Here is an 18,338-nt window from a genome sequence, read left to right as displayed (position 1 = left end):
GTTATTTCTAAAATTCTAAATCGTCAAAACTGAAATCGTCATCATTACCTTGATCTGTAGCTAAAGTAGCTTTTCTCTTATCTATTTTCTCTGCCGCTATTACAAACGGTATATATATAACTATTGATATTAACAGGTTAACTGCTGCTAAAGCTGCTCCACTCCAGTGACCAGTTGCTAAGAATCCTCCTAGTATAGGTGGTGTTACCCAAGGTATTTTAGCTGCAATTACAGGCATTACCAATCCCATATCTATTGCTAAATATGCAACTGCTGAACATACAACAGGAGCTAAAACGAAAGGTATCATATATATTGGATTCAATACTATTGGTAATCCAAATATTACTGGTTCACTTATATTAAATACTGATGGTGCTAATCCTAAAGCTATCATATCCTTACGTCTTCTTCCAGCTATTATTAAAGCTATTATTAATCCAAGAATCATACCTGATCCACCTAAGTATACAAATGCATCAAAGAATGCTCCTGCTAAAGTATGGAACCCTTCAGTAGCTCCAGCTTGTGCTAATGCTGCATTTTCTGCTCCTAAATCCATTAATAATGTTTCTGTTATAGGCATTGCTATGTTTGCCCCATGAAGTCCTATAGTCCATAATGCATGTATAAAGAAAGTAATTAACATAGTTGAGCCTAATGAGTCTGCTGCTCCTTTTAACGGTGCTGCTAGATAAGTATTTAATAAATCATTTAAGAATAATCCACCTGATAATGTTTTTATTAATAATCCAATTGCTCCAAATATAGCTATAGTTAACATACCTGGTATTAACTTAGCAAAAGATCTTGCTACTGCCGGTGGTACTCCATCTGGCATTTTTATATTTATTTTCTTAATCCTAGATAGCTTAACAAATATTTCAGTTGCTAGTAATCCTATTACTATCGCTGTAAATAATGCAGAGTTTGAAATATATCCACTTGGGACAAATCCCCATCCGCTAACTTTGTCTCCTGCTTCAGTAACTATGTTAGCTACTTGAGGTGACATTACAAAGAATATACTAAGAGCTATAAGTCCTGCTTGTAAACCATCTTCATCATATGATTTTGCAAGATTATAAGCTACTCCTACAACTAGGAATAAAGCCATAGTTGCAATTGATCCCCACCATAAATCTCCACCTAATGTAGTCCAAGTCTCTCCAAAAGTATTTTTCATAAAATTTTGATAAGCTGGTATAGGTAAATTATTTACTAATGTTGCTAATGCTCCTATCATAGTTATCGGTATCATTGCTACGAATCCATCTCTTACAGCTACTAAATGCCTTTGTGCTCCTAGCTTTCCAGCTACTGGGATAATATACTTATCCATAAACTTCATTATCGCTCCCATAATAATCCTCCCTTTAATTTTTAGAAATCGTTTTCTTAAAACTTAAATTAATCCTTATTAGCTAAATAAAAATGTTTATAAATACATAGTTTATATAAACTTATGATTTATAAAGTTTATATATTCTTTTTATTGTTATATATATTATATTTTAAATGTATATACATTTCAAGTATTTTTATAAAAACATTTTCCCATTTTTTTATTTGCCTTTATTTGAGTAAATTGCTTTCTTTAAGCGAAAAAAGCTGTATCTGATTATTCAGATACAGCACTTAAAGTTAATGTATACCCATAATGGTATGTGTGTGAGTATTCAAAAACATCACTATTGTGTAATTTGCAAACCTGACTTATATATAATAAGGCTTCTGGTTTTGTTAAGTCTAATAAATTAGCTAACTCATCATTCGCTAAAACTGAACTTACTTCTCGTTCAGATATAGCTATCTTATATCCACAAATTTCTTCAACATAATTATATAAAGATCCTTCACAATGAGATTTTTTCAAATTTGGGAATAATTTTACAGGCATATACGTCTCCATATACGATATTTTCTTATCATTAGCTAAACGTATTCTTTTAATTTCCCATACATTTTCTTTTTCAGTAAGATTTAATTTATTCATAAGCTCTTCATCAGCTTCAATAACATTAAGTTCCTCCAATATATTGGAAACTTTATACCCCTTATTTTCCATTTCTTCCGTGAAACCGCTTACCGCAGAGATGTTGTCATATACTTTATTTGCTAAAACAATACTCCCTACGCCTCTTTGCCTAGTTATATATCCATCTTTTACTAAATTATTTAATGCTGATCTTACAGTCATTCTAGTCACATTAAACTCTTCACTTAATTGTTTTTCAGAAGGTATTAATTCTCCTTGCTTTAAAGTCTTTGACTGTATTAAGTTTCTAATGTGACCTTCTATTTGCTTATAAATAGGTTCATTCATATTTATTTCCCCTTTTGTATTTAAATTGTCTATATATTTATTTTTAATATTTATACATTCAATTATAGACTATATTAAAATTTTTTTCTATCTCTACATATATTTAATTATAAAAGGATGAATATGTAAGATTTAACTTATACATTCATCCTTTTGTATCATCTATATTAGTATAGTAGTTTTATATTCTAGCTACTCCCGTTTTTATTGCCGCTTCTTTTATAGCTTCTGCTACATTTTTAGCTACATCTCTGTCAAAAGATTTAGGTAATATATTATCAGGGTTTAAGTCTTCTATTTTTATAGAATTTGCAATTGCATTAGCTGCTGCTATTTTCATTTCTTCATTTATCTCAGTAGCTCTTACATCTAATGCACCTCTAAATATACCTGGGAATGCAAGCACATTATTTACTTGATTTGGAAAATCACTTCTTCCCGTTCCAACTATGTAAGCTCCACCCTCTTTTGCTTGGTCTGGCATTATCTCTGGAGTTGGATTTGCCATTGCTAATATTATAGATTTTTCGTTCATAGTAGCTACCATTTCTTTTGTTACACAGTTAGGGCCTGAAACTCCTATAAATACATCTTTATTTTTTATTACATCAGCTAATAATCCTTTTTCGTTATGGATATTAGTAACCTTTAACATTTCTTCTTGAGCCCAGTTTAAATCATCCATACCTTCTTCTAAAGCTCCATTTAATCCACATAACACAATGTTTTTAACTCCCATGCTTATTAACATTTTAGCTATTGCTAATCCAGCTGCTCCAGGTCCATTTATAACAATTTCTAGGTCTTCTATTTTTTTATTTATTAATTTTAATGAGTTTATTATAGCCGCAGATAAAACTATAGCTGTTCCATGTTGATCATCATGAAAAACTGGTATGTTTAACTCTTTTTTTAATTTCTCTTCTATTTCAAAACATCTTGGAGCACTTATATCTTCTAAGTTAATTCCTCCAAATACAGGTTCCATTAATTTTACAGTGTTTACTATTTCATCTACATCGTTCGTCTTTAAACATATCGGAAATGCATCTACATTTGCAAATTCCTTAAATAGTATTGCTTTTCCTTCCATTACTGGTATTGATGCACTAGCTCCTATATTACCTAAACCTAATACAGCACTTCCATCACTAACTACACCAACCATATTTCCTTTTGATGTATATTTATATGCTAAATCTTCATCTTTAGATATTTCCATACATGGAGCTGCAACTCCTGGAGTATATGCAATAGATAAATCATCTTTATCTTCAACTTTAACCTTACTACAAACAGTTATTTTTCCTTTATTCTTTTCATGCATTTCTAATGCTAACTCTGAGTAATTTTTAGTCATAACCTAACCTCTTTCATATTTTGATTTATAGTTATTTATTCATTTCATAAATGTTATTGCCATAACAATCGATTGCAACTACTGCAAATAAGTCCTCAACCTCTAATCTTCTTACAGCTTCTGCTCCTAAATCATCATAAGCTATAACTTCAGCCTTTTTAATAGAGTTTGATATATATGCACCTGCGCCACCTATGGCAGCTAAATATGCACATATATTTTTTTTCATCGAATCGATAACTACATCATTTCTCTTTCCTTTACCTATCATTAACTTTAATCCTCTATCTAATAAAGGAGCTGTTAAATCATCCATTCTATAACTTGTCGTCGGTCCAGCAGCACCTATTACTTCTCCATCTTTATGAGGTGTTGGTCCTACGTAATATATAGCTTGCCCTTCTACGTTAAAAGGCAATTTTTCACCTTCTTCTATAGCATTAACCATTCTTTGATGAGCTGCGTCTCTAGCTGTATAAATTACACCACTTATACTTACCATTTCTCCACACTTTAGTTCTTTTATTGTTTCATTATCTATGGGAAGAGTTATTTTTTTCATATTTATCCCCCTTTATATTATAGCCTTTTTATGTCTTGCCGCATGACAATTTATATTTACAACTACTGGAAGTCCAGCTATATGAGTTGGAAATGTCTCTATGTTAACCGCAAGCGCAGTTGTATTTCCACCTAATCCTTGAGGCCCTATTCCTAAGTTATTTATTTCTTTTAATATTTGTATTTCTAAATTTTTTATATTTTCATCTTTATTATGTTGTCCTATATCCCTTAATAAAGATTTTTTTGCTATCTGCGCACACTTTTCAATAGTTCCTCCAATTCCAACACCAACAACTATAGGTGGACATGGATTTGGACCAGCTTCTTTAACTGTTTCTATAATAAATTTTTGTATTCCTTTTATACCATCAGATGGCTTTAACATTTTCATCTTACTCATATTTTCACTACCAAATCCCTTTGGTGCAAACTCTATAGTTATTTTATCACCCTCAACTATATCGTAATGAATTATTGCAGGTGTATTATCTTGTGTATTTTTTCTATCTATTGGAGTTACAACTGATTTTCTTAAAAAGCCATCTTCATAACCTTGCTTTACACCTTCATTTATTGCATCGCTTATATTTTTACCTTCTACGTGTACATCTTGACCGATACTTACAAAAAATACAGCCATTCCAGTATCTTGACATATAGGCATTTGTTTTTCTTTTGCAATTTCGCAATTTTTTATTAATATATTTAATATATTTTTTCCTAGTTCGCTATTTTCTTTTTCTTTATTTTCTTTTAAAGATTCTACAACATCTTCCCCTAGGTATATATTTGCTTTTATACACATATCTCTTACAACTTTTGTAATTTCTGATGACTTTATAATTCTCACGAACTTATCCCCCATTTTCAAGTTTAATATTCGACTATATATAAAACTTTATCATTTTTTAATTATTTTAACAATAACAAAATTCGTTTAATTCTTTCTTTGCATTATATTTTACTCAAAAAAAACAAAAGCACATACTGTCCGAAAGTATATGCTTTAATGGGGGATATATGAGTTTTATGGTTGTAAGAGATATCTTAAAGTTTTGGGGGAGATTAATTATCTCTTATATTTTAATTATTTACCATTTTTTGAATTATATACATTTTATTTAAATATTTTCAATTTATTTTTAATAACTTTATTCATTATCTTCTAATCCTCTATATAATAATTATAGGGGGTGATATATTGGACTTTAATAATATATTTATTCAAATAACCGTTTTGTTTTTGCTTATTTTAGTTGGATACATATCTAGCTTTAAGGGGTTAATAGATAAACATACCACGTCTGGACTTACAAAACTGATAATGGGATTGTTTTTACCATCTATGATAATTAGCGCTATGCAAATGGAATTTAATCCTAGTTTACTAGGTGATATTGTATCTTTAATAATAATTTCAATACTAATGTACTCTACAACTATATTGATAGCTTTTTTATTTAAATTTTTTATAAAAGGTGATAAAGATTGTGGTCTTTATCAATATATAATTGTATTCTCTAATGTTGGATTTATGGGATATCCAGTTATCGAAGCTGTTTTAGGCAAAGAAGCTATATTTTTCACAGCAATTTTTAATCTTCCTTTTAATTTTTTCGTATTTACAGTTGGAACTTATTTGTTAAATAAACATAATAGTGAATATAAGTTTTCAATTAAATCTATTATAAGTCCTCCAATTATAGGTGTATTAACTGGACTTTCATTATTCCTTTTAAGAATTAAACTTCCACTTCCAATATTTAATACTTTAAATATGCTTGGAAGTATAACAACTCCTTTATCAATGATTGTTATAGGAAGCTTACTAGCTAATTCTCCTATTAAAGAAACTTTTATAAATAAAAAGTTATATATAGTATCATTTATAAGACTTTTAGTCGTTCCATCTGTTGTTTATTTTCTATTAAGCTTATATATTAAAAATCCACTATTATTAGGTGTACCTGTAGTTATATCTGCAATGCCAGCGGCATCAAATACAGCAATCATGGCAAAAAGCTATGATGCAAATGATCAACTTGCATCTCAAGCTGTATTTTTAACTACGTTAATATCTATAGTTACAATTCCTATTATAAGCATAGTTTTACTTAGTTAAAAATTTACTTTGCTTAGGTTATTAAGCTTAATTACCTTAATCAAAAAAATAGTTGTCTATTATTTTAGACAACTATTTTTTTGATATATATTTATTATCTTTTATATAATATCTCCATAAATAATCTTTAGCTTCTTGAGCATAATCGATATTTACACGTTTACTTTCAACAATTTCAAAATTTTCTTCCTTACCATTATCAATAGAATCTTTTACAGACAGCTCATTACCTAATACACTTTTGAAATTTAAATCTTTTTCAATTTTAAGAGCTTTGCATAATTTTCCTGGTCCATTAGTAATGTTTTTCTTTTGATATGTAGTTAATTCTTCATATACTTTATCATATCTATTTATTGAAATATCATCAATTCCTTTAATAGGCTCTACTGCTCTTATAAGTACACACTGAGGTGTATCTTTAATATTTGCAGAAATGTTTAAACAGTAATACATTCCGTATATCAAATAAACATATATGGTTCCTCCGTCTTCATATAACGGTGCTGTTCTATCTGTCCTTCTATCCCCATATACATGAGCAGCCTTATCCGTTATTCCCATATAAGCTTCAGTTTCAACTATTTTAACTATAATTTCTTGATCATCATATTTTCTCACTAAATACTTTCCAAGTAATTGTTTTGATAAAGTAATTGCATCTTGCCTAAAAAAATCTACATTCATTTAATCCCAACTTTCTTTTTTTAACTTACTTATATTATATCTTCAAATTTACTATTTATAACTTTTTGTAAGTCAAATGGACTTAGTTCTACTTGATATCCTATTTTCCCAGCACTCACTATAACATTTTCTAAATCTTTTGCTGTTTCATTTATAAAAGTTTTGTATAATTTTTTCATTCCTACAGGAGAACATCCACCTCTTATATATCCAGTTAGTTTGTTTATATCACTTACATGTATCATCTCTACCTTTTTTTCTCCTGCTACTTTCGCAGCCTTTTTTAAATCTAAATTTTCATTAACAGGTATTACATATACATATAACTCTTTACTAGTTCCTTGTGTAACCAAAGTTTTATATACTTCACTTACATCTCTTCCAATTTTGTTTGCTACAGATACTCCATCCACATGATCATCTGAAACATCATATGAAAGCATATTATATTTTATCTTTTTAGAATCTAAAATTCTCATTGCATTAGTTTTTACTTTTGTTTTAGCCATAAAAATCACTCTCCCTAAAATAACTTATATATTAAATTTAACATATATTTCTTATCAATCACACCTCTTAGATTTCATAAAACCTTTATACCAACTGATTTTATCATCAATTTTATCTAGATGTTTTTGTAATAGCTCAAACTCTTTTAATATGTGTTCCCTATGCGAATTAAAAATTTCCAACCTCTCTTCCAAAGTTTTATCTCCTTGTGAACAAAGTTTAAAATAAGATTTTATATCTTTTATGGACATTCCCGTAGCTTTAAGGCAACACACCATTTCAATTTGGTCTAAATCTTCATCTGTAAAATAACGTATACCATTTTTATTTCTATGAGGTGAAATTATATTTTCTTTTTCATAGTAGCGAATTGTATGCTGAGTTAAATTAAATTTTTTAGCTACCTCTGAAATTGTATAATTCATTATTCATCCTCCTATAATTTATTTAGCTCTACATTACTTCTTATAAAAATAATTGTCAATATTTAAAATAAAAGCTATTGACTTAGAGTTAACTCTAAGTATTAATATTAGCTTAAGAAAATTCTATTAAATAACTACACGATTTAAATAAGTATAAAAATTTAGGAGGAATTGAATTTGCTAAACTTCGATTATCAAAATAGAACTAGAATAATTTTTGGAAAAGATGAACATAAAAATATAGGAAAGTTAATAAAACCTTATGCTAATAAAGTTTTATTCCACTTTGGTGGGCAAAGTATAAAGAAAAGCGGAGTATATGAAGATGTAATAAATTCACTTTTAGAAAATCAAATAGATTTTGTTGAACTAGGAGGAGTAAAACCAAACCCTCGTTTATCTCTTGTTAACGAGGGAATTGAATTATGCAGAAAGGAAAAAATAGATTTTATTTTAGCTGTAGGTGGAGGAAGTGTAATAGATTCTGCTAAAGCTATAGCAATCGGAGTCCCTTACAACGGAGATGTTTGGGATTTCTACTGCAAAGATATAGAAATTAAAGAAGCTATTCCAGTTTCAACCATTCTAACTATACCTGCAGCTGGTAGTGAATCTAGTACTGGAACAGTTATTACAAATGAGGAAAAACAACTAAAATTATCTTGTGGTTGCGAATTGCTTAGACCGTTATTAAGCATCATTAATCCAGAACTTTATTTCACATTACCAAAAAATCAAATTGCTAATGGAATTAGTGATATGATGAGTCATATAATGGAACGTTACTTTACTAATACATCTAATACAGATTTAATTGATGGTTTATGTGAAAGCACATTAAAAACTATAATGAGAAATGGTTCAATCATTATAAATGATAATAAAAACTATGATGCTTGGGCTGAAATAGCTTTATCTGGAAATATTGCTCATAACGGATTACTTGGTTTAGGAAGAGAACAAGATTGGGCTTCTCATAAAATAGAACATGAGCTTAGCGCTATATATGATGTTGCACATGGAGCAGGCCTTTCTGTTGTAACTCCTGCATGGATGAAGTATGTATATAAAGAAAATATGCCTATGTTTGAACAATTTGCTGTAAATGTTATGGGTGTTGAAAAAGAATGCAAGTCTCAAGAAGAAATTATAAATGAGGGAATTGAAAAATTAAAATCATTCTATAAAAAACTAGAATTACCTACTAGTTTAAAAGAGCTTAATATCAACGAATCTAATTTGGATTTAATGGCAAAAAAATCTACTAATTTTAATGATGGAAAAGAAATTCTTATTGGTGGACTAAAAAAACTTAACTGGGAAGATGTTCTAGCTATATATAATCTAGCTTTATAAGCATGTATTATTCTTATATTAAAAATACCCATAATAATTCTATATAGAATTATTATGGGTATTTACATTTTATTGTAATTTTATTAACTTGTTTTTACTATACAAATGGATTATAAAATCTATTTCCATTTTTAAATGTAATATATAAAGATCCAAATAATATTACTATAGCTAATAATATTGCTACGTAATCACTAGTTCTAAACTTTCTTGCATTATACCAAGTACGTTTTCTTTTATTTCCAAATCCTCTAAGTTCCATAGCACAACTTATAACTTCTATTCTCTCTAAACTTGAGAATATTAATGGCATAAGTATAGATGAAATATTTTTTATACGCTTACCTAGCTTTTCTTTTTTAGACATGTCTATTCCTCTAGCTTGTTGTGCATATGATATATCATGATAATCTCTTTGTATATCCGGTATATATCTTAAAGCTATAGCAACAGAATATGCAATTTTATAATTTATACCAAGCTTATTTAATGATGCTGCAAATTCACTTGGGTCAGTCGTAACTATAAATAGTAATGCCATAGGTATAGTTGCAAATATTTTTAAATTAAAATTTAATTGATAAAATAACTGTTCAGCTGTTACTGTATATGGTCCTATTAATTTAACTAAATCCGTTCTTGTACCATATATTTCAACACCTTGATATGGTCCTAATATAAATATTGCAATATTATTTAACACCATAAAGAATAAAATGAAATATATAACAAAAGCTACATCTTTAAATTTGACTTTTGATATTTTAAATATTATTAAACTTAGTACTAACATTCCTACAAGAACTCTAGTATCATAAGTTATCATAGAAGCTATTGACCAAGCCATGAAAAATATTAATTTTGTAGCACCTGTTAAATTATGAATAGGCGAGTCTTCTTTTATATATGATAGCATTGTTGTTTTCATACTCTTCTAATCCTCCTATCATAATCAATGAATTTATTAACAAATTTTCTTGGGTCACTTACCCCACATTTTATAGCTAACTCGTAAACAGATGTTTCTTTTAAGTTCGCATGATTTATAACTTCACTATTAGTTAAAACATTAGCTGCTGTATTGTCATCTAGTTTAATACCATCTGCTATAACTATCGCTCTATTTGTATATTCAAGCATTAAATGCATGTCGTGAGTTATCATTATTATAGTTACACCTTTTCTATTTAAATCTGCTAAAAATTCCATTATCTCATTATAATGTTTAAAATCTTGCCCTGCTGTAGGCTCATCTAAAATTATTATTTCTGGATTTAAAACTAATATAGAAGCTATAGTTACACGTTTTTTCTGTCCATAACTAAGCGCTGATATAGGCCAATTTCTATACTCATATAATCCACAAATTTTTAATGTTTCATATACTTTTTCCTTTATTGTTTCTTCATCAATACCTCTAAATCTAAGCCCTAATGCAACTTCATCAAAGATCATAGTTTTAGAAATCATTTGATTAGGATTTTGCATTACAATACCTATCTTTTCCGCACGCTCTTTTATAGAATCATCTATTATATCTCTATTATTTAAAAGTATTTGTCCACTTGTTGGTTTATAAAAGCCACATACTAATTTAGATATAGTAGATTTTCCTGCCCCATTTTTTCCTACTATACTAACCATCTCACCTTTATTTATTTTAAATGAAACATCTTTTAATATAGGCTTGTTTTTTTCATATTTAAATGATACGTTTTTTAATTCAAGTAATACATCCTCATTGATTTGTTCTTCATGTGTATTACTATTACTATCCCATTTCTTTAAACAATCGCTACATTTGTTTATATCTATAGTATTTATATGTCCAGGTTTCATATCAGGATTTATATCTACCCCTGCATATTTAAGAGCTGTAACATATAATGGCTCTCTTATTCCGCTTTTAATTAAAATATCTGAAGATATCAGCTCATCAGCATTCATATCTGCAACTATTTCACCTTCACTCATAACTATAATTCTATCAACATCACAATGAAGAACATCTTCTAATCTATGTTCTATTATAAGAATTGTTTTATTTGTTTCAATTTTTATTCTATCTATAAGTTCTATTGCACTTTTACCTGTAGCTGGGTCTAAACTAGCTAAAGGTTCATCAAATAATAATATATCTACATCATCTACTGTAACTCCAGCTAATGTAACTCTCTGTTTTTGTCCTCCTGATAAGCTATAAGGAGCTGAATCAAGTTGCTTGTCTATTCCTACTAACTTTGAAACTTTTTGAACCATAGATTTCATTTTGCTTTGAGAAGTACAGTCATTTTCTAACTTAAATGCTATATCCTCTGCAACTGTTAATCCTATAAATTGGCTGTCAGGATCTTGAAGTACAGTTCCTACTGTTTTAGATATTTCAAATATCCCCATATCCTTAGTTTCTTTCCCCATTATTTTCAAGCTACCCGTACTATTTCCTTGATAATAAAAAGGTGTAAGACCATTTATACAATGAGCCAAAGTACTTTTTCCAGAACCAGACGGACCTACTACTAATACCTTCTCTCCTTCATAAATTGTAAGATTGATATTTTTCAAAGTAGGTTTAGCTTGAACTCTATATTTAAAAGTAAAATCTTTAAATTCTATTATTTTCTTTTTCATACGAATCTCCTTTTATAGTTCTTTATCTAAACTTCCCGTTGGTATCTTAGTCTTAGCATAACTTTTTATTATGGCAGTTCCTAAAACAGCTACTGTAATTATATTGCCTATTCCTCCTAAAACACCTTGTAAATATACTTTAGATGCAGGTTCTGCATAAATAAATATATCTAGAGTTGGAGCCACTACAAACCATGCAAGGGCATTTGCTATTATCTGAGTAATATTAAAAATTATTATGTCTTTTTTATTAAACTCTCCGCCACTTATATTAATTTTTTTAGATATAAGACCAATTACTAAACCAACTACAGCTGATGCTATAACCCAACTAAACCACGGTGAACCATAAAATATAGAATCCTTTAAACAGTGCCCTATAAAACCTATTAAAAATCCTGCAAGTGGACCATACATCAGAGCCATTAATGCTAAAAATGCATATGCCGTTTCTATATTAGTATTTGGAATTCCTGTTGGTATAGATCCAAAACGTCCTAATATCATAAATACTGCAGACCCTATCCCTATAGCAACTATAGTTTTTATAGTAAGCTTATTTCCCATACATCTCTCCTCCTTTTCTATTTTATTTTGGATAATTTATAAATATTTAAAGCAAGTATTATTCTAAATTTTAATAAGCACAAGACTTGCTAAATCCTTATATTTTAAATTTTGTCATAACTTTTATTATAAATATTTTATCGAAAAATGTCAATTTGCATCAATTTAAATTATAATAAAAAGCCCATTTAAAAAATGGGCTTTTTTATGTTTATCTTTTCTTTCTTTTTATCTTATTAGTTTTACTGTTTCTTTCGTTTTTTTCATTTTTATTATTTCTAGAGTTGTTTTCTCTAGAGTCTTTATTTCCGCGTTTTCCTCGACTATCGTCTTTTTTATTTCCTCTTCCTGAAGATTTAGATGAAGAGTTTTTATTCTTGCTTTTATTGTTATTGTTATAATTTCTAGGATGTTCACCTCTAGGTTTTATTAAACATCTTGGCCCAAATCCTATTAAATCTTCTCTTCCAGCTTCAACTAATGCTGCATGAACTAATTCATAGTTTCTTGGAGCTCTATATTGAAGCAATGCTCTTTGCATAGCTTTTTCATGCTTAGACTTTGGAACATATACAGGTTTCATAGTTAACGGGTCTATACCTGTGTAGAACATTGTAGTTGATAAAGTTCCTGGTGTTGGATAAAAATCTTGAACTTGTTCTGGTTGATATTTAGTGTCTCTTAAATATTCAGCTAATTCTATTGCTGAATTTAAAGTAGAACCTGGATGCGAAGACATTAAATACGGTATAATATATTGTTTTTTCCCAACTTTTTCACTTAACCTAAAGAATTTATCTCTAAATTTATCATAAGTGTTACCTGCTGGCTTTTGCATATGATCTAAAACTTCTTCAGCTATATGCTCTGGTGCAACTTTTAATTGTCCACTTACATGATGTTCAACAAGTTCTTTAAAGAACTTATCATTTTTATCTGCCATTACATAGTCATATCTTATTCCTGAACGTACAAACACCTTTTTAACTTTAGGTAAACTTCTTACTTTTCTTAAAAGTTCTAAGAAATCTGTGTGATCAACCTTTAAGTTTTTGCATGGTTCTGGGTGTAGACATTGTTTATTTTTACAAGCACCTTTAGTTATTTGCTTTTTACAAGCTGCATCTCTAAAGTTTGCTGTTGGTCCCCCAACATCGTGTATATATCCTTTAAAATCATCTAGTTCAGTTATATATTTAGCTTCATCTAATATAGATTCATGGCTTCTACTTTGTACAGCTCTTCCTTGATGGAATGTTATAGCACAGAACGAACAACTTCCAAAGCATCCTCTAGAACTTACGATTCCAAATTTAACTTCTTCTATTGCTGGTATTCCGCCCATAGCTTTATATATAGGGTGATAATCCTTAGCATAAGGAAGTGCATAAACCTCATCTAGTTCTTCTCTATTTAATGGTTTTTCAGGTTTGTTTTGAACTAAATATTTATCTCCATGTCTTTGTATTATAACCTTACCTCTATATGGGTCTTGTTCATCATACTGAATTTTAAATGCTTTAGCATATTCTTCTTTACTTGAAGAAACATCTTTAAATGATGGTATCTCTACATAATCATCATATATTTCATCTTTGCTATCTGCTATATAACAAGTCCCATTTACATGTCTTATATACTTTGGTTCAAAACCATCATTTAATGCATTTGCAACTTCTACGATTTGTTTTTCACTCATACCGTAAACTAACAAATCAGCTTGACTATCTATAAGCATAGATTTTCTTACTCTATCACTCCAATAATCATAATGCGCAAATCTTCTTAAACTAGCTTCAATTCCACCTATTATTATTTTCGCATCTTTATATGCTTCTCTTATTTTATTACAATAAACTATAACAGCTCTATCCGGTCTAAGCCCCATTTTAGCTCCTGGAGAATACATATCTTTATCTCTATGTTTTTTACTTACTGAGTAATGATTTACCATAGAGTCCATATTTCCAGAGTTAACTAAAAATCCTAGTCTAGGCTCTCCTAATTTCATAAAGTCTTCTGTTGTTTTCCAATCTGGTTGTGCTATTATTCCAACTTTAAATCCTGCGTTTTCTAAAACTCTAGATATTATAGCTGTACCAAAACTATGATGGTCTACGTAAGCATCTCCTGTTACTAATACGAAGTCTACTTGTTCCCATCCTCTATCTACCATATCTTGTTTGCATATTGGTAAAAATTTATTTGTCATTTAATCACCTACTTATATGTCATTTATATTTATTATTAACTACTTTTATTAACTCGAATCAAATTTTCTTCCTAAGTTTCTATTATACCATTAACTTAGCTAGTATTTGTATGATTTTTTATTTCCATAAAAAATTATGTTAAATTGATTTTCTACAATTTAATATAGTTTACAAAAAGTGCTAATTATATTAACTAGCACTTTTAACTTTATCACCTTAATATTGTTTTAGTTTTTATATCATGTCTATTTTCTCTATATAGTTTATTAGCTTTTAATAGATATACATATATACTTAGCATAAGCATTCCTTTTATTATACTAGTTATGGTTATGCTCCACCAAACTCCACTTAAACCTAAAATTTCTGGACTTGATAAAAAATATGCTATAGGAACCCTTGCCCCAGTTAATACAGTTACTACAATAGATGGTATATACGTTCTTCCTATACCCTTAAATGCTCCTGATGTTATTATCTCTACACACATAAATAACTGAGAATAACCTAATATTTTTAAATATTTTGTTCCTTCAGCTATAGTTTCAGTTTCATTTATAAATATAGTAAATATGGATTTTCCTCCAAATATTAAAATTAATGTATTTAATATACCTAACAAACTAGCAATTATGAGAGTTATCTTGAACCCTTTATTTATTCGGTCATATTTGTTGGCTCCATAGTTTTGACCCGAAAAGCTACTAAACGCCACAGCTATCCCATCTGCAGTCATCCAAGAAATAGCTTCTATCTGAGCCCCAACCTTTTGAGCTGCAATAGCTACTGGTCCCCATGATGCTACAATTACTCCAAGTAGCATTGAAAATATGGTAAACATACCACTTTGTATTGCCACTGGCATACCTAGCTTACCCAATTCCTTATAATATTTTAAATTTATATTTTTAAAAAACGTAATTTTAAAGTATTGGTCATTTCTCTTTATAATCATGACTATAAAACACATTGTTACTACAGCTTGAGAGAAAACTGTAGCTATAGCAGCTCCTGCTACTCCTAATTTAGGTATTGGTCCAAATCCTATTATAAGTAATGGATCTAATATGATGTTAGTTATAAGTCCTATTGTGTTTATTTTAAACGGAGTCTTACTATTACCCATTCCATTAAATATAGCAGTAAATATTGGATTTATAAAATAAAATATCATTCCTATAGCTACTATAACAAGATACTCCTTAGACATCCTTATAACATCTGCATCTCCAAGATTAAAAAATCCTATTAGTCCATCCTTAAACACCAGTAGTATTAAAGTGTATAAACCAGCTAATATTATATTAACTTCTATAGCTGCTTTTATATACGACTTAGTGCTTTCAATATCATTTTTACCCATACTCTGAGCTACTTGAACTTCTCCTCCCACCCTAGATATAGCTATAAGAGCCATTCCTAGCCATGGGAAAAAACCTGCTGTACCTACAGCTGCAACAGCACTGCTTCCAGCCTTTCCTACCCAGATCATATCTATCATATTGTACGCCATTTGTATAAAAGACGTACCCATTATAGGAAGTGCCAACTTTATTAGTTTTTCTGTAATTCTACCTTCTGTTAAATCTACCCTTTCTTTCATATTTGCACCTCTTTTCTTAAAGAATTTTCTGACATTTAGCTATACATAATAATAATATCTATTAATCTATTTTTTTGCTATATTATTTTTTCTTTTACATAACAAAAGCTTGATTATATAAAATATAATCAAGCTTTTTATTAAAGTGATTTGTACATTATTTCAAATTTATTTTTCATAACCTTATATTGACTAACCATTTCATTTAAATGCTGGAATATGCTTTTATCTAAGTGTTCATCTTTATATGAATGTAATAAATTGTTTCCACCCTCGATTCCCATATCAATAGCATTTATAGTATGTTTAATTAATTCTTTGTCATTATCTATAAACATATCCTTTAATTTTTCAAACATACTTGCCATTTCTCCAGCTACACCTAATGAAGTAGTTGGCTCTCCACCAAGTTGTTTTATATATGAACTTACTTTTTCGTCCTGTTCTCTAAATATTACCATACTTTTTGTAAGTTCACTTCTTAATTCTTTATTTTCAGCTTTATCTTGATAAACTCTAAATGTGTCTGCTCCCATATGAACGCCTCTTAAAAACTTATTTAGCTCTTTTATAAGTTCATCATGTTTATCCATAATTATCACCTCATCCTTAGTTTTCTACCAAAGATTTATATTATTCACATAAATTAAAATATATTATTTTCAAAGTGTCTGCATCTATTTATCATAAATTCCATAGTATTTAAAAATTCATCTACTTCTTCAGTTGTGTTGTAAAGTCCTAAACTAGCTCTAACCATACCAGCTACTTTACAATCTCTATTTAATAGTTTTTGAGCTTCTGCATCATCTATTCCAAGCAATCTTCTTACATAAGTGTGTGCACAAAACGCTCCTTGTCTTACTGCAATCCCTCTAATATATGATAATCTATCAGCTACTGAATCAAAATTTATACCGTCTACATTAAAAGTAATAACGCCTAATCTATCTTTGTCATTTGAGTCTCCATAAAGTACTACCCTATCAATATCTTCAAGGCCTTTTATAAGTCTATTTTTAAGTAATTCTTCATGTTCTTGAATTTTATCAAATCCGATTTCTTTTAGTTTATTCATAGCTGTATACATAGCTACAACGCCTAAATAGTTAGGAGTTCCAGCTTCAAATCTTGACGGTAATTCGCTCCAGTAAATATCATAGTCAAAAACTAAATCTACAGCTCCACCACCTTTTAAAAACGGTTCTTTATCTTCTAAATCCTCTTTAAGTCCAACAACTACTCCAGTTCCATATGGTGCATACATTTTATGCGCAGATAATGCTAAAAAATCTATAGCGTCATCATTTCCAGTTCCTTTCATATTAATTTCTCTATGAGGAGCTAATTGAGCTGCATCTACAATAATTTTAGCACCATACTTATGCGCTAACTTAGCTATATGATGTATTGGATTTACATATCCTGTTACATTAGATGCTCCAGTTACACTTACAAACTTAACTTCGCCTCTATTTTTAATTAATTGTTCTTCTATATCATCTACTTTTAATTTTCCTTGATTATCTACATCTATATGAATAACATTTGCATAGTATCTCCATGGGAGATCATTAGCGTGATGCTCCATTCTTGTAGTAATAACTTTATCATACTTGCTGTTTATCAATGCATTTGCTAATAAATTTATTCCTTCAGTTGTATTTTTAGTAAATATTACAGTATATCGATCATCATCTTTTAAGTTAAAATATTCCTTAACATAATCTCTACATTTTTCATAAACTCTATTTGAATACTCTGATTTTGGCCCCTTACCTCTACCTATAGATCCATACATTTGCATATGTTTAAAAATTTCTCTGTCTACGCATTTAAAAGGAGGTGTTGTCGCTCCATTGTCAAAGCATATAGGTGTTGCATATGCTCCATCTCCTAGTTTTATGGTTAAATCCACTCCATCAAACATAGGTCTATAATTGACTTCTTTTCTATACATTTATTTTCCCCCTA

At 29.2% G+C, this 18,338-nt stretch carries 16 protein-coding genes and 1 pseudogene; 2 read left to right on the top strand and 15 right to left on the bottom strand.

Features of this window, described 5'->3' with window-relative positions:
• Positions 1-7: 7 nt before the first annotated feature.
• The 5 genes from KXZ80_RS02745 to KXZ80_RS02725 form a co-directional block, all read right to left on the bottom strand.
• The gene (locus KXZ80_RS02745) at positions 8-1,363 is read right to left on the bottom strand and encodes a PTS sugar transporter subunit IIC (protein WP_021431822.1); all 1,356 of its coding nucleotides are present in this window, start codon (positions 1,361-1,363) and stop codon (positions 8-10) included.
• Positions 1,364-1,621: 258 nt separating this feature from the next.
• Positions 1,622-2,326 (bottom strand): GntR family transcriptional regulator, encoded by a 705-nt coding sequence (locus KXZ80_RS02740; RefSeq protein WP_021431821.1) that lies wholly within the window; start codon positions 2,324-2,326, stop codon positions 1,622-1,624.
• 181 nt (positions 2,327-2,507) lie between these two features.
• Entirely contained in the window at positions 2,508-3,686 is a 1,179-nt protein-coding gene (locus KXZ80_RS02735) for an NAD(P)-dependent malic enzyme (RefSeq protein WP_021431820.1), read from the bottom strand.
• Positions 3,687-3,717: 31 nt separating this feature from the next.
• Complete coding sequence (locus KXZ80_RS02730; RefSeq protein WP_021431819.1) at positions 3,718-4,248, bottom strand: Fe-S-containing hydro-lyase; 531 nt, start codon at positions 4,246-4,248, stop codon at positions 3,718-3,720.
• Between the two features lie 12 nt (positions 4,249-4,260).
• Positions 4,261-5,100: a fumarate hydratase gene (locus KXZ80_RS02725; protein ID WP_021431818.1), complete on the bottom strand. Its 840-nt coding sequence runs from the start codon at positions 5,098-5,100 to the stop codon at positions 4,261-4,263.
• Between the two features lie 351 nt (positions 5,101-5,451).
• Here KXZ80_RS02725 and KXZ80_RS02720 point away from each other — a divergent pair, with 351 nt between their 5' ends.
• Positions 5,452-6,372: an AEC family transporter gene (locus tag KXZ80_RS02720; RefSeq protein WP_021431817.1), complete on the top strand. Its 921-nt coding sequence runs from the start codon at positions 5,452-5,454 to the stop codon at positions 6,370-6,372.
• A 72-nt stretch (positions 6,373-6,444) separates the two neighbouring features.
• Here KXZ80_RS02720 and KXZ80_RS02715 read toward each other — a convergent pair whose 3' ends face one another.
• Genes KXZ80_RS02715 through KXZ80_RS02705 form a run of 3 tightly spaced genes read right to left on the bottom strand, consistent with a single transcriptional unit; the run spans position 6,445 to position 7,994 of the window.
• On the bottom strand, positions 6,445-7,059 hold the full coding sequence (locus KXZ80_RS02715; RefSeq protein WP_021431816.1) for a DNA-3-methyladenine glycosylase: 615 nt from the start codon (positions 7,057-7,059) through the stop codon (positions 6,445-6,447).
• 29 nt (positions 7,060-7,088) lie between these two features.
• Positions 7,089-7,568: a Cys-tRNA(Pro) deacylase gene (gene ybaK / locus KXZ80_RS02710; RefSeq protein ID WP_021431815.1), complete on the bottom strand. Its 480-nt coding sequence runs from the start codon at positions 7,566-7,568 to the stop codon at positions 7,089-7,091.
• Positions 7,569-7,622: 54 nt separating this feature from the next.
• A complete protein-coding gene (locus tag KXZ80_RS02705; protein ID WP_021431814.1) occupies positions 7,623-7,994 on the bottom strand; it encodes a MerR family transcriptional regulator in 372 nt (123 codons plus the stop codon).
• A 177-nt stretch (positions 7,995-8,171) separates the two neighbouring features.
• On the opposite strand from KXZ80_RS02705, the gene KXZ80_RS02700 reads away from it, so the two are divergent.
• On the top strand, positions 8,172-9,350 hold the full coding sequence (locus KXZ80_RS02700) for an iron-containing alcohol dehydrogenase (RefSeq protein WP_021431813.1): 1,179 nt from the start codon (positions 8,172-8,174) through the stop codon (positions 9,348-9,350).
• Between the two features lie 97 nt (positions 9,351-9,447).
• On the opposite strand, the gene KXZ80_RS02695 is transcribed toward KXZ80_RS02700, so the two are convergent.
• The 7 genes and pseudogenes from KXZ80_RS02695 to KXZ80_RS02665 all read right to left on the bottom strand — a co-directional run bounded on the left by KXZ80_RS02695 (position 9,448) and on the right by KXZ80_RS02665 (position 18,324).
• Positions 9,448-10,278 (bottom strand): energy-coupling factor transporter transmembrane component T family protein, encoded by an 831-nt coding sequence (locus KXZ80_RS02695; RefSeq protein WP_021431812.1) that lies wholly within the window; start codon positions 10,276-10,278, stop codon positions 9,448-9,450.
• Positions 10,275-11,981: an ABC transporter ATP-binding protein gene (locus KXZ80_RS02690; RefSeq protein ID WP_021431811.1), complete on the bottom strand. Its 1,707-nt coding sequence runs from the start codon at positions 11,979-11,981 to the stop codon at positions 10,275-10,277. Before KXZ80_RS02690 ends, KXZ80_RS02695 begins: the two co-directional genes overlap by 4 nt.
• Positions 11,982-11,993: 12 nt before the next feature.
• Positions 11,994-12,548 carry an ECF-type riboflavin transporter substrate-binding protein gene (locus tag KXZ80_RS02685; protein ID WP_021431810.1) on the bottom strand — a complete coding sequence of 185 codons (555 nt, stop codon included), beginning with the start codon at positions 12,546-12,548 and terminating at the stop codon, positions 11,994-11,996.
• 211 nt (positions 12,549-12,759) lie between these two features.
• The gene (locus tag KXZ80_RS02680) at positions 12,760-14,760 is read right to left on the bottom strand and encodes a YgiQ family radical SAM protein (protein WP_021431809.1); all 2,001 of its coding nucleotides are present in this window, start codon (positions 14,758-14,760) and stop codon (positions 12,760-12,762) included.
• A 212-nt stretch (positions 14,761-14,972) separates the two neighbouring features.
• Positions 14,973-16,373 (bottom strand): annotated as a pseudogene (locus KXZ80_RS02675) (MATE family efflux transporter); the annotation flags it as partial.
• Positions 16,374-16,504: 131 nt separating this feature from the next.
• Positions 16,505-16,957, bottom strand: coding sequence for a DUF2383 domain-containing protein (locus tag KXZ80_RS02670; RefSeq protein ID WP_021431807.1), 453 nt, complete (start codon positions 16,955-16,957; stop codon positions 16,505-16,507).
• Between the two features lie 53 nt (positions 16,958-17,010).
• Positions 17,011-18,324: an aminotransferase class V-fold PLP-dependent enzyme gene (locus KXZ80_RS02665; RefSeq protein WP_021431806.1), complete on the bottom strand. Its 1,314-nt coding sequence runs from the start codon at positions 18,322-18,324 to the stop codon at positions 17,011-17,013.
• Between the last annotated feature and the right edge of the window lie 14 nt (positions 18,325-18,338).

It is taken from the genome of Paraclostridium bifermentans (assembly GCF_019916025.1).
Lineage (GTDB): Bacteria > Bacillota > Clostridia > Peptostreptococcales > Peptostreptococcaceae > Paraclostridium > Paraclostridium bifermentans.
This window is presented reverse-complemented; position numbering and strand designations above follow the sequence as displayed.